This is a genomic window from Streptomyces sp. PL-25 (genome assembly GCF_058344915.1).
Genome location: NZ_CP136997.1, coordinates 5,632,495 through 5,644,860, shown reverse-complemented (window position 1 = coordinate 5,644,860; position 12,366 = coordinate 5,632,495). Strand labels below are relative to the sequence as shown.

9 protein-coding genes and 1 pseudogene are annotated in these 12,366 nt (G+C 71.5%); 2 read left to right on the top strand and 8 right to left on the bottom strand.

Annotated elements, in window-relative coordinates:
- Positions 1 to 45: 45 nt before the first annotated feature.
- The 4 genes from rnhB to R4Z62_RS25410 form a co-directional block, all read right to left on the bottom strand.
- Entirely contained in the window at positions 46 to 747 is a 702-nt protein-coding gene (rnhB, locus tag R4Z62_RS25425; RefSeq protein ID WP_037889011.1) for a ribonuclease HII, read from the bottom strand.
- A gap of 421 nt (positions 748 to 1,168) precedes the next feature.
- Positions 1,169 to 2,077, bottom strand: coding sequence for an ADP-ribosylglycohydrolase family protein (locus tag R4Z62_RS25420; protein ID WP_491520975.1), 909 nt, complete (start codon positions 2,075 to 2,077; stop codon positions 1,169 to 1,171).
- Between the two features lie 34 nt (positions 2,078 to 2,111).
- On the bottom strand, positions 2,112 to 2,771 hold the full coding sequence (locus R4Z62_RS25415) for a histidine phosphatase family protein (protein WP_064535625.1): 660 nt from the start codon (positions 2,769 to 2,771) through the stop codon (positions 2,112 to 2,114).
- A gap of 62 nt (positions 2,772 to 2,833) precedes the next feature.
- Positions 2,834 to 3,439, bottom strand: coding sequence for a YdbC family protein (locus tag R4Z62_RS25410; protein ID WP_355480121.1), 606 nt, complete (start codon positions 3,437 to 3,439; stop codon positions 2,834 to 2,836).
- A 157-nt stretch (positions 3,440 to 3,596) separates the two neighbouring features.
- Between R4Z62_RS25410 and R4Z62_RS25405 the strand changes: the two genes are divergently transcribed.
- Positions 3,597 to 4,127 (top strand): TerD family protein, encoded by a 531-nt coding sequence (locus tag R4Z62_RS25405; RefSeq protein WP_064535623.1) that lies wholly within the window; start codon positions 3,597 to 3,599, stop codon positions 4,125 to 4,127.
- 112 nt (positions 4,128 to 4,239) lie between these two features.
- On the opposite strand, the gene R4Z62_RS25400 is transcribed toward R4Z62_RS25405, so the two are convergent.
- Positions 4,240 to 7,128, bottom strand: coding sequence for a vitamin B12-dependent ribonucleotide reductase (locus R4Z62_RS25400; protein ID WP_491520974.1), 2,889 nt, complete (start codon positions 7,126 to 7,128; stop codon positions 4,240 to 4,242).
- 164 nt (positions 7,129 to 7,292) lie between these two features.
- Positions 7,293 to 7,847: a transcriptional regulator NrdR gene (gene nrdR / locus R4Z62_RS25395; RefSeq protein WP_064535621.1), complete on the bottom strand. Its 555-nt coding sequence runs from the start codon at positions 7,845 to 7,847 to the stop codon at positions 7,293 to 7,295.
- A 590-nt stretch (positions 7,848 to 8,437) separates the two neighbouring features.
- Here nrdR and lexA point away from each other — a divergent pair.
- Entirely contained in the window at positions 8,438 to 9,217 is a 780-nt protein-coding gene (lexA, locus tag R4Z62_RS25390; protein ID WP_018564690.1) for a transcriptional repressor LexA, read from the top strand.
- Between the two features lie 257 nt (positions 9,218 to 9,474).
- On the opposite strand, the gene R4Z62_RS25385 is transcribed toward lexA, so the two are convergent.
- Entirely contained in the window at positions 9,475 to 11,466 is a 1,992-nt protein-coding gene (locus tag R4Z62_RS25385; RefSeq protein ID WP_491520973.1) for an ATP-dependent DNA helicase, read from the bottom strand.
- A gap of 70 nt (positions 11,467 to 11,536) precedes the next feature.
- Positions 11,537 to 12,337, bottom strand: a pseudogene (locus tag R4Z62_RS25380) (GNAT family N-acetyltransferase); the annotation flags it as partial.
- Positions 12,338 to 12,366 lie beyond the last annotated feature (29 nt).

The following is a 12,366-nucleotide window of genomic DNA, read 5'->3' as shown; positions in this document are numbered from 1 at the left end:
GTGCGGCCCGCGGCGGCGGGTGGCACTTCCGGGCGGGCGGTCCCGTCAGAAGTCGAAGCCGAGCTGGCCCTCGATCTCCGGAACGCTTCCGTCCGCCCAGATCCGGGCCTTCTTGAGGTGCTGCCACCGCGGCAGCGCATCAAGATACGCCCACGACAGCCGGTGGTACGGGGTGGGCCCCCGCTCCTCCAGCGCGGCCTTGTGCACAGGCGACGGATACCCGGCGTTGGCCGCAAATCCGAAGTCTGCATGGTCGGCACCCAGTTCGGCCATCATTTTGTCGCGACGCACCTTGGCGATCACCGAGGCCGCCGCGACGGCCACACAGGACCGGTCGCCCTTGATGACCGTACGGACCCGCCAGGGCGCGCCGAGGTAGTCGTGCTTGCCGTCGAGGATGACCGCGTCGGGACGGACCGGCAGGTCCTGGAGCGCGCGGCCGGCGGCGAGCCGCAGTGCCGCCGTCATCCCCAGCTCGTCGATCTCCTCGGGCGAGGCGTGCCCGAGGGCGTAGGCCGTCACCCACTTCTCCAGCACCACGGCGAGTTCGGTCCGCCGCTTGACGGTGAGGAGCTTGGAGTCGGTGAGACCGGCGGGAGGCCGGCGCAGTCCGGTGACCGCGGCGCAGACGGTGACGGGCCCGGCCCACGCGCCGCGCCCCACCTCGTCGACACCTGCGATGACCTTCGCTCCGGTCGTGGCGCGAAGGGAGCGCTCGACGGTGTGAGTGGGTGGTTCGTACGGCATGGCGCCCTTAGCGTACGCCGCCCGGAACCCGGTGCGACACCCCGGTTTCCCTCGGCATCCGCACCGCCGCCGCCGATGCCCCGCCGGGTCCCCGCGCAGCGGACCGGCGGGGCCGTCGCCGGGGCGTCCGGAGGCGCGCGATCAAGGCCGCCGTCTTCACACACGCGTACAGCTTCGCAACCGGCGTACGCCTGCGCTGCGGACGCACGCCTGCGCTCCCCGCAGAACCAATGCGCCGTCAGGCGAGGGCGCCACCGGGAGCACCACCGGGCCGGAACGCCGCCGGGGTACGGCGGGCGTCGGCCCCGTAGCCTGCCGTCCCGCACCGCGGCGCCTCCGGCGCTGACCCGCACTCCCGCCGCCCTGGATCGCATTCGTGAATCGCGGCGCGAAGGGAGGTGCGGTGGTCCGGCGGACCCGCTCAGGCGGGTACCGACAGCCAGCCCGGCAGCGCCTCCGTGCCGTGGATCCACTCGGCGGGCGGGCGGCCGGACTCCGCCCCGGCGAGGATCCCGCCGACGATGGCACACGTGGTGTCCACGTCACCGCCGGCCTGGGCGGTCCGCCAGAACGCCTCCTCGAAGTCGCCGAGGTACCGCGCGGCCGACCAGAGCGCGAAGGGCACCGTGTCGTGCGCCGTCGTACGCCGTCCGCAGCCGAGGACGGCGGCGACCGTGTTCGCGTCGCCGTAGTCGAGCATGTCGCGGGCGCGGCGCAGTCCCGCGCCGACGGCGCTGCGCGCGGGCACCAGGGCGATCACACCGTCCAGCAGCGCCTCGGGCCGCGGCGGTCCGCCGGGCGCCGCGGCCAGGGCCGCCGCGGCGGCGACCGCCATGGCGCCCACGACGGCCTCGCGGTGCTGATGCGTCGGGTAGGCCGAGATCTCGGCCTGATGGGTGGCCTGCTCGGGGTCGTCGGCGTACCAGGCGCCCAGGGGGGCGATGCGCATCGCGGCGCCGTTGCCCCAGGACCCCTGGCCGTTGAAGAGGGACGAGGCCAGTTCGCGCCAGTCGCCGCCCTCGCGGACGAGGCGCAGCAGCCGGTTGACGGCGGGGCCGTAGCCGCGGTCGAAGTCGTGGTGCCGGGCGAAGGACTCGGCCAGGGCGTCCTGGTCGACGCGGTGGTGCGTGGCGAGCACGGCCACCACGGAACAGGCCATCTCCGTGTCGTCGGTCCACTGCCAGGGGCCCGGGGGCAGCTCCCTGCGGTGCAGGAGCGGATAGACGGCCGGTACGAAGAACTGCGAGCCGAGCGCGTCACCGACCGAGAGTCCGCGCAGACTGGCGAGGGCGCGCTCCAGGCGCCCGGAGGAAGAGGAGTCAGAGGTCATCGTCCGGCCACTCTATCCGGAGATCCCGTACGGTCTATCCGGATATGCCGTACGGTTCCGGGTCCCGCCACCGGTCGAAGGGCCGGTCCATGGTGTAGCGGCCGTCGTCCCCGAGGACGAGCATCCGCGTCTCGCCGTTGCCGGGGTTGGACAGGGCCTCGAACTCGGCCACGGTCCAGTGGAACCACCGCATGCAGAACAGCCGCATGGCCAGGCCGTGGGTCACCAGGAGGACGTTGGGCGGGTGGTCGGGGGCCTCGAAGCTGCGGAAGAGGCTCTCCAGGAAGCCACCGACCCGGTCGTAGACGTCGGCTCCGGACTCGCCCTGGGCGAAACGGTAGAAGAAGTGGCCGTAGGCGTCCCGGTAGGACTTCTGGAGGCGTACGTCGTCGCGGTCCTGCCAGTTCCCCCAGTCCTGCTCGCGCAGTCGCGGCTCCTCGCGGACCCGGATGAGGCCGGGGTCGAGATGGAAGGCGCGGAGGGTCTCGTGGGTGCGCCGGTAGGGGGAGACGTACACGCTGACGCGTTCGCGCCCGAACAGGTCGCGCAGTTCCTTGCCGGTCTCCTCCGCTTCCCGGACGCCCCGCTCGGTCAGCGCGAGCGCGTGGTCGGGCTCGCGCTCGTAGACGGAGTCATCGACATTGCCCGTCGACTCGCCGTGCCGGACAAGAACGATGCGCCGTGGTCGTGCCATGCCAAAACACTAGAGCGGAGGAGGGCCGACCGGAGAATCGAGCGGCCCTCGTACGGCGGAGGTCACACCGTCCAGGCGGGTTCCAGCTCCACGATGTCACCGGTCATGGCGGCCACGTCGGCCTCCGTCTGGGCGCGCAGGGCGAGGCGCTCCACCCGTTCGGTGCGGTACTTCCCGTGCTCGGCGGCCGACTGCCACATGGACAGCACCAGGAACTCGCTGCCCGGCGCCTCGCCGAACAGACCGCGGGTCATGCCGGGCGAGCCGGCCATCGCCGGGTTCCAGACCTTCTCCTGCATCAGGGTGAAATGCTCGGCGCGCTCCTCGTGGACCCGGCAGAGCGCCACCCGCACCAGGTCGGCGTCGGTGAAACGCGGCTCGAAGCCCGTCTTCACATCGAACCGGTGATCGAAGAGCCGGACCTGCATGTCCTTGAAGGTCCCGGCCTGGGCGGCGGCGAGCCGGTCGTGGGACCGGGCCATGAAGGAGTCGTAGAAGGCGCGGCTCTCCCAGAAGGCGAAGATGTGCGCCACCCCCTGCCGTCCCCGGCTCCAGCCACCCCCCTGCCCCCGAAACCCCGGCTCACCCAGAAGCCCCGCCCATTTCCGCTGCCCGCGCTCGAACCCACGGCGGTCGACCACGGTGCAGCGAATCCACTTGACCAGCACCGCGCCATGGTACGGCCCTGGGGCGTGGCACCGGTCACTCTCGCGCGGACAGCGCCCGCGCGTGCGCCCCCGACTCCGTGGCACGATGGACAACGAGCGTGCGCGGTCCGGTGGTTGGGACAGTCAGGGCGCACGCCGACGGGGAAGAGGAGGTCCGGTGAGCGGGCTCAGCAAGGGGATCCGCAAGGTCGAGGTCGCGCTGAAGTGGGATCCGAGTCCCACGGGGCAGCCGCCCACCGACCTGGACATAGTGGCGGGCACCTACGTGGCGGGCGATCCGTACGGCGCTCCGGACTATCTGGTGCATTTCGACAGCCGTTCGCCCGACGGCACGATCACTCTCAACCGGGACAGCACGGACGGCAAGGGCTTCGGCTGGGACGAGGTGATGACCCTGGAGCTGGACCGGCTCTCCGAGCGCTACGCGCGCGTGGTGGTCGGCGTGGTCATTCAGCAGACGGGCGCGCACCGGCCCTTCGCCGACGTGCTCGACCCGGGGCTGCGCATCCGCGAGGGCTACACCGTGCTCGCCGAGGACGACTTCGGCGGCGTACTGGGCGCGACCGCGGCCGTCGTCGCGGAGTTCGCCCGCGACGGCTCCGGAAGCTGGCAGTTCCGCCCCGGCATCCGCGGCTACGAGGGCGACCCGGCGCAGTTCACCGCCGTGATGGGCGCGGACCGGCCGTAGGCGGCACGGGCCGTACCGCCAGCGGGCGGTACGGGCACTTGGGTCACATGGGTAAGGGGCGTCGGCCATGGCCGACGCCCCTTACATGTCACCTCACGGTGCGGTTGTCAGCTCAGCTGCAACCGCTCGTCGAGCCGCAGCCCTCGCAGATGTAGCAGGAGCCGGCCCGCTGCATCTTGGTGCCGCAGGAGAAGCAGAGCGGGGCGTCTGCCTGGATGCCCAGCTGCATCTCGACCAGTTCGGCGCTGGTGTGCGCCTGCTGCGGGGCGGGCAGGGCCGCCTCGGCCGCCGCCTTCGGCGTGGCGACGGCCTTCAGGTCGGTCTGGCGCGGCGCCGACTGGGCCAGGCCCTCGACGTCGACGTCCTCGTCGATCGGCTCGTAGGAACCGGTCTCCAGGTGACGCTGACGCTCCTCGGCGGAGTGGATGCCGAGCGCCGAGCGCGTCTCGAACGGCAGGAAGTCCAGCGCCAGGCGGCGGAAGATGTAGTCGACGATCGACTGCGCCATCCGCACGTCCGGGTCGTCGGTCATACCGGCCGGCTCGAAGCGCATGTTGGTGAACTTCGAGACGTAGGTCTCCAGCGGCACGCCGTACTGGAGGCCGACGGAGACCGCGATGGAGAAGGCGTCCATCATGCCCGCCAGGGTCGAGCCCTGCTTGGACATCTTGAGGAAGACCTCACCGAGACCGTCGTCCGGGTAGGAGTTGGCGGTCATGTAGCCCTCGGCGCCGCCGACGGTGAAGGAGGTGGTGATGCCGGGACGGCCCTTGGGGAGGCGCTTGCGGACCGGGCGGTACTCCACGACCTTCTCGACCTTGGGCTGCGCGTCCGCGGCGGCCTCGGTCTTCTTGCCGGAGTCCTTGGTCTTGGCGGAGAGCGGCTGGCCGACCTTGCAGTTGTCGCGGTAGATCGCGAGCGCCTTGACGCCCAGCTTCCACGCCTCGTAGTAGATCTCCTCGACCTCCTCGACGGTCGCCGACTCCGGCATGTTGACCGTCTTGGAGATGGCGCCGGAGATCCACGGCTGGATCGCGGCCATCATGCGGACGTGGCCCATCGGGGAGATGGCGCGCTCGCCCATGGCGCAGTCGAACACCTCGTAGTGCTCCTGCTTGAGGCCGGGGGCGTCGATCACATTGCCGTTCTCGGCGATGTGGGCGACGACCGCCTCGATCTGCTCCTCCTGGTAGCCCAGGCGGCGCAGGGCCTGCGGGACGGTGCCGTTGACGATCTGCATCGAGCCGCCGCCGACCAGCTTCTTGAACTTGACCAGGGCGAGGTCGGGCTCGACACCGGTGGTGTCGCAGGACATGGCCAGGCCGATGGTGCCGGTCGGGGCGAGCACCGACGCCTGGGAGTTGCGGAAGCCGTGCTTCTCGCCGAGGCGCAGCACGTCCTGCCATGCCTCCGTGGCGGCGGCCCACACCGGGGTGTCCAGGTCGTCCATGCGCACGGCGGTGCCGTTGGCGTCGGCGTGCTGCTTCATGACGCGCTGGTGCGGCTGCGCGTTGCGGGCGTAGCCGTCGTACGGGCCGACGACCGCGGCCAGCTCGGCGGAGCGCTTGTAGGCGGTGCCGGTCATCAGGGAGGTGATGGCACCGGCGAGCGCGCGGCCGCCGTCGGAGTCGTAGGCGTGGCCGGTCGCCATCAGCAGGGCGCCGAGGTTGGCGTAGCCGATGCCGAGCTGGCGGAAGGCGCGGGTGTTCTCGCCGATCTTCTGGGTCGGGAAGTCCGCGAAGCAGATCGAGATGTCCATCGCGGTGATGACCAGCTCGACGACCTTGGCGAAGCGCTCGGACTGGAAGGACTGGTTGCCCTTGCCGTCGTCCTTGAGGAACTTCATCAGGTTCAGCGAGGCGAGGTTGCAGGACGTGTTGTCCAGGTGCATGTACTCGCTGCACGGGTTCGAGCCGTTGATCCGGCCGGACTCCGGGCAGGTGTGCCAGTGGTTGATCGTGTCGTCGTACTGGATGCCCGGGTCGGCGCAGGCCCAGGCGGCCTGGGCCATCTTGCGGAACAGCGACTTGGCCTCGACCTCCTCGATGACCTCGCCGGTCATCCGGGCGCGCAGACCGAACTTCCCGCCCTGCTCGACCGCCTTCATGAACTCGTCGTTCACACGGACCGAGTTGTTGGCGTTCTGGTACTGGACGGACGTGATGTCGTCGCCGCCCAGGTCCATGTCGAAGCCCGCGTCGCGCAGGGCGCGGATCTTCTCCTCCTCCTTCACCTTGGTCTCGATGAAGTCCTCCACGTCGGGGTGGTCGACGTCGAGGATGACCATCTTGGCGGCGCGGCGGGTGGCGCCACCGGACTTGATGGTGCCGGCGGAGGCGTCGGCGCCGCGCATGAAGGAGACCGGTCCCGAGGCGTTGCCGCCGGAGGAGAGCAGTTCCTTGGAGGAGCGGATGCGGGAGAGGTTCAGGCCGGCCCCGGAGCCGCCCTTGAAGATCATGCCCTCTTCCTTGTACCAGTCGAGGATCGACTCCATGGAGTCGTCGACGGACAGGATGAAGCAGGCGGAGACCTGCTGGGGCTGCGGGGTGCCCACGTTGAACCAGACGGGGCTGTTGAAGCTGAAGACCTGGTGCAGGAGGGCGTACGCCAGCTCGTGCTCGAAGATCTCGGCGTCGGCGGGCGAGGCGAAGTACTTGTGGTCCTCACCGGCCTTCCGGTACGTCTTCACGATGCGGTCGATCAGCTGCCTGAGGCTGGTCTCGCGCTGCGGGGTGCCCACGGCACCCCGGAAGTACTTGCTGGTGACGATGTTGACCGCGTTCACCGACCAGAAGTCGGGGAACTCGACGCCACGCTGCTCGAAGTTGACCGAGCCGTCGCGCCAGTTGGTCATGACGACGTCACGGCGCTCCCAGCTCACCTCGTCGTACGGGTGCACGCCGGGGGTGGTGTGGATGCGCTCGATGTGCAGTCCCTTGTTCCCCGCCTTGCCGCCCTTGGCGCGGGAACCTCGTGCCGGACCGCTCGCCGTCTCTGTCATGCCGCCTCCCTGATACGGGCGAAAACGCCCAGAAGTGCCCCGAATGTTCCGAGACACGGTGTTCTGTCTGGTGCTGCGGGCACGTCTGTCGCCGCCGCCCGCAGCCGTCTTCCTCGCCGCCGCCCGGCCGGGTCCGGACACGCGGTCCGGACCGGGCCCGCCGATCAGTCGGCGGCGCGCGCGGGCAGGGGGACCTCAGCCGTCCCGCCGCGCCCGCGATCGTCTTCCTGGCCCCCCGTGACGGCGCTGTCGCCGTCCTCCGCGCCGGGGGGTCGCGCGTCTTCCCTCAGTTCCGCGATGGCCGACTCGAAGTCGTCCAGCGAGTCGAACGCCCGGTACACGGACGCGAACCGCAGGTAGGCGACGAGATCGAGGTCCCGCAAGGGGCCGAGTATGGCGAGCCCCACCTCGTGGGCGGCCACCTCGGCGCTCCCGCTGGCCCGGATCGCCTCCTCCACCCGCTGGCCGAGCTGGGCCAGCGCGTCCTCGGTGACCGGGCGGCCCTGGCACGCCTTGCGCACGCCGTTGATCACCTTGGTGCGGCTGAAGGGTTCGGTGACCCCCGACCGCTTGACCACCATGAGCGAGCACGTCTCGACGGTCGTGAACCGGCGAGAGCAGTCGGGGCACTGGCGGCGCCTGCGGATCGACGTGCCGTCGTCCGTCGTACGGCTGTCGACCACACGGCTGTCGGGGTGCCTGCAGAAGGGGCAGTGCATGGGCTCCAACCCTCCTCACAGCAGACTCGATGGCCTCGCCGGGCCTCATGGGCCCCGCCGAAGCAGCCCCCAGCATAGGCGATGACGAGAGGGTCCAAGACCCGGGGCACCACAACTTCTGGGCTGCTGTAGCTATCCAACCACTAGATGTAGGGATCGGTCCGTACGGGCTGCGAAATCCGCGCGTGTCGCACGGCCGCCACGGGGGCACTGCCGGGGCACGGTCACGCACCGTACGTCCGCACACGCGGAACGGGACACTCCGGCGCCCGCCCGTACCCGCGCGCGCGGGTACGGAGATACCGTGAACGCCGCACGGAGGACGCGTGGGACTCCCGGGCGGAAGAGGGCTCGGCGCCCTGTCCGCGGGCCCCCGGTGGCAGACTGGGGCCGCGACCGCACCGGGCCGCGCCCCGGCGGTGAAGAGTACAGCAATAGGCCCTTTTGTCCGCCGGACACCGCGCCACCCATACACCGACACACATGATCAAGTCACGCCATCCTCGTTTTTTCACTCGAACGTGTGTTTGGCGCAACCTTTCGAAAGCAACTACCGTTGTGCCGGAGGGAGACCATCGAGAGGGGCCGACGTGACCACCACCGCAGACAGTGCCACCATCACCGCCCAGGACCGCTCCCAGGGCCGACTCGAGCCGGTGCATGCGATGAACGAAGCCGCGAATCCCGAGGCACACAAGCGCTCTCTGCCCGGCCGACCTCCAGGCATCAGGGCGGACAGTTCGGGACTCACCGAGCGGCAGCGCCGGGTGATCGAAGTCATCAGGGACTCCGTGCAGCGGCGCGGCTACCCGCCGTCCATGCGGGAGATCGGCCAGGCCGTGGGGCTGTCCAGCACCTCCTCGGTGGCGCATCAGCTGATGGCCCTGGAGCGCAAGGGCTTCCTGCGGCGCGACCCGCACCGCCCGCGCGCGTACGAGGTCCGCGGATCCGACCAGGCGGCCACGCTCCAGCCCACGGACACCGTCGGCAAGCCGGCCGCGTCGTACGTCCCGCTCGTCGGGCGGATCGCGGCCGGTGGCCCGATCCTCGCCGAGGAGTCCGTCGAGGACGTCTTCCCGCTGCCCCGGCAGCTGGTCGGCGACGGTGAGCTGTTCGTCCTCAAGGTCGTCGGCGACTCGATGATCGAGGCCGCGATCTGCGACGGCGACTGGGTGACGGTCCGCCGCCAGCAGGTCGCCGAGAACGGCGACATCGTGGCCGCCATGATCGACGGGGAGGCCACCGTCAAGCGCTTCAAGCGCGAGGACGGCCATGTGTGGCTGCTGCCGCACAACGCCGCGTACGAGCCGATCCCCGGTGACGACGCGACCATCCTCGGCAAGGTGGTCGCGGTGCTGCGGCGCGTCTGAGACCGCCGCCGGGCGGGCTCACCCCCCGCCCCCTGACCGGGCCCCGGAACCTCTGCGCCGGTTCCGGGGCCCTGTGCTGCCCTGCCACGGGCATGGGACGCGGCGCCGCCCGCACGGACGAGCGGCTGGGCACGCTCACATGAGCCGTCGTACAGGCACCACCCGCCCGCGCAGGCACCACCCGCCCGCGCGCCGCTCACGCGTCGAACGCGTGGAACGGCACCGGCCGGAGGCCCGGCCGGGCCTCCGGCCCCGGATCACTCGTCCGCGGCCCGCTCCGTCTCCGCGGCCTTCGCCGCCACGTCGATGGCCGTGAGCGACTTGCGCACCTGGTTGCGGTCGGTGGTGTACCAGAAGTCCGGCAGCGACGCCTTCAGATAGCTGCCGTAGCGCGCGGTCGCCAGCCGCGGATCCAGTACGGCGACCACGCCCCGGTCCCCGGAGGCGCGGACCAGACGCCCGGCGCCCTGGGCCATCAGCAGGGCCGCGTGCGTCGCCGCGACCGCCATGAAGCCGTTGCCCCCGGCCTCCTCGACCGCCTTCTGCCGCGCGCTCATCAACGGATCGTCGGGACGCGGGAAGGGGATCTTGTCCATCACGACCAGCTGGCAACTGGCGCCCGGGACGTCGACGCCCTGCCAGAGCGAGAGGGTGCCGAACAGGCACGTTTGCGGATCGGCCGAGAAGTTCTTGATCAGCTCGCCCAGGGTCTCCTCGCCCTGGAGCAGGATCGGGAACTCCGGCACGCGCGAGCGCAGCTCCTCGGCGGCGAGCTGGGCGGCCCGCATCGAGGAGAACAGGCCCAGTGTCCGGCCACCCGCCGCCTGGATCAGCTCCGTCAGCTCGTCGAGCATGTCCGTGCGGTCGCCGTCGCGCGCGGGCCGCGCCAGGTGCTTGGCGACGTACAGGATGCCCTGCCTGCGGTAGTCGAAGGGGGAACCGACGTCCACGCCCTTCCACTGCGGCACGTCCTCGCCCTCCGTGCCCTCCGGGGCCAGGCCCAGTGACGCCCCGACGCCGTTGAAGTCGCCGCCCAGCTTCAGCGTCGCCGAGGTGAGCACCACGGAGCGGTCCGTGAAGAGCTTCTCCCGCAGCAGGCCCGACACCGACATGGGGGCCACCCGCAGCGAGGCGCCGAAGCGGTCGTGGCGCTCGTACCAGACGACGTCCCACTCGGAGCCGTTGGTGATCCGCTCGGCCACGTCGTGCACGGATTCCACGGAGGCCAGGGCCTGCTTGCGGACGGCGTCCTCGTCCTGGACCGACTTGTCGCGGGTCGCGCCGATCCCCGAGATGACATTGCGCGCCGCGTCCCGCAGGGCCAGCAGCGCGTAGCCGAGGTCCTCCGGGATCTCCTCCAGGCGGCCGGGCAGGGCCAGCTCCATCAGCCGCTCGAAGCCCTCGGCGGCGGTCTGGAGCTGGTCGGCCGTCTTCTCGTCGACCAGCTTCGCGGCGCGGCGCACCGCGCGGTTGACCTGGCCGGGGGTCAGCTCACCGGTGGCCACACCGGTCACCCGGGAGACCAGTTCGTGCGCCTCGTCGACGATCAGGACCTCGTGCTGCGGCAGGACCGGCGCGCCCTCGATGGCGTCGATCGCGAGCAGCGCGTGGTTGGTGACGACGACCTCGGCCAGCTTGGCGCGCTCGCGGGCCGTCTCGGCGAAGCACTCCGCACCGTAGGCGCACTTCGAGGCGCCCAGGCATTCCCGGGAGGAGACCGACACCTGCGCCCAGGCCCGGTCCGACACACCCGGGGTGAGGTCGTCGCGGTCCCCTGACTCGGTCTCGTCCGACCAGTCGCGCAGCCGCAGCAGGTCCTGTCCCAGCTTGCTGGTGGGCGCCGCCGCCTCGAACTGGTCGAACAGGCCCTCCTCCTCGTCCTGCGGGACGCCCTCGTGCAGCCGGTGCAGGCACAGGTAGTTCGACCGGCCCTTGAGCATCGCGAAGTCCGGGCGGCGGCGCAGCAGCGGGTGCAGCGCGTCCACCGTGCGCGGCAGGTCGCGCTCGACGAGCTGGCGCTGGAGGGCGAGGGTGGCCGTCGCCACCACGACCCGCTCCCCGTGCGCGAGCGCGGGCACGAGGTAGCCGAGGGACTTGCCGGTGCCGGTGCCGGCCTGGACCAGCAGGTGTGAGCCGTCGTCGATCGCGTCGCCGACGGCTTGGGCCATGGTCACCTGGCCGGGGCGCTCTGTACCGCCGACGGCTGCGACGGCGGCATGCAGGAGTTCGGGGAGTGAGGGCTTCGTCATAGCGCGACCACCCTACGGGGCGGCACTGACAATCGGTGCCCCGAAGCCGGACACCGGCGGCGGTCCGCGGTCATCGCGGCCGCTGCGGGAACCGGTCCCGCATCATCAGGGCGGCCCGCTTGCCGGGCAGCTCCACCTCGGCCGCCTGCCGGAATCCCGCGCGCAGGAAGGCCGCCACCGAGGGTGCGTTGCGCAGGTCGGGTTCGGCGACGACGCGGGCGCAGGCCGGGCGCCGCGCGAGGACCAGTGCGGCCACGGCCCGCAGCAGCGCACCGCCGGTCCCCCGGCCGCGGTCGGCGGCGGCGCCGATGAGGAGGTGGAGGCCCGTGTCGTGCGGGCGTGCGCAGTAGTGGCGGGCCAGCGGGTCGAGATCGGCCCGGTAGATCTCCCAGTAGCTCATCGGCATGCCGTCCAGCAGGCCGATGCAGGGGACGCTGCGTCCGTCGCCGTCCACCTGTGCGCACAGGTGTTCCTCGGTCGCGCTCGGTGGCCCGGCGAGCTGCCAGAACGCGTCGACCGCGGGGTCGTTCATCCAGCGGCTGACGACCGGCAGGTCCCGTTCGATCCGGACGGGCACCAGGCGGAAGGTCCCCACCGGGGTGACGACGGGGCCCCAGTCGCCCACACCGTCCAGGAGGTCGGCCGGGCCGGTGGCGGCGGGAGCGGTCCCGGCCGGGTCAGCGAAGAGCGCGACGAACTCCTCGGGCAGCCGCAGGTCGAGCGTGTCCTCACCGTCGCCGCCCGCCTCGGCGGGGCGCCGCCGCGGCGGGGGCCCGGTCGGGGGGCGGGGCTCGGGGCGGTGCCGGTGTCGGCGGACGGCATGGGCGGTCCTCTCGGAGGGATCCGTGGCACTCGGGAGCGGCCGGGGGCCGGAGCGTCACGGCATCAGGGCATCAGGGC

Coding starts and splice junctions, on each gene's coding strand:
- nrdR (WP_064535621.1), bottom strand. CDS start 7,847: ATGCACTGCCCCTTCTGCAGGCACCCCGACAGCCGTGTGGTCGACAGC.
- R4Z62_RS25385 (WP_491520973.1), bottom strand. CDS start 11,466: ATGACGAAGCCCTCACTCCCCGAACTCCTGCATGCCGCCGTCGCAGCC.
- R4Z62_RS25415 (WP_064535625.1), bottom strand. CDS start 2,771: ATGGCACGACCACGGCGCATCGTTCTTGTCCGGCACGGCGAGTCGACG.
- R4Z62_RS25400 (WP_491520974.1), bottom strand. CDS start 7,128: ATGACAGAGACGGCGAGCGGTCCGGCACGAGGTTCCCGCGCCAAGGGC.
- rnhB (WP_037889011.1), bottom strand. CDS start 747: ATGCCGTACGAACCACCCACTCACACCGTCGAGCGCTCCCTTCGCGCC.
- R4Z62_RS25420 (WP_491520975.1), bottom strand. CDS start 2,077: ATGACCTCTGACTCCTCTTCCTCCGGGCGCCTGGAGCGCGCCCTCGCC.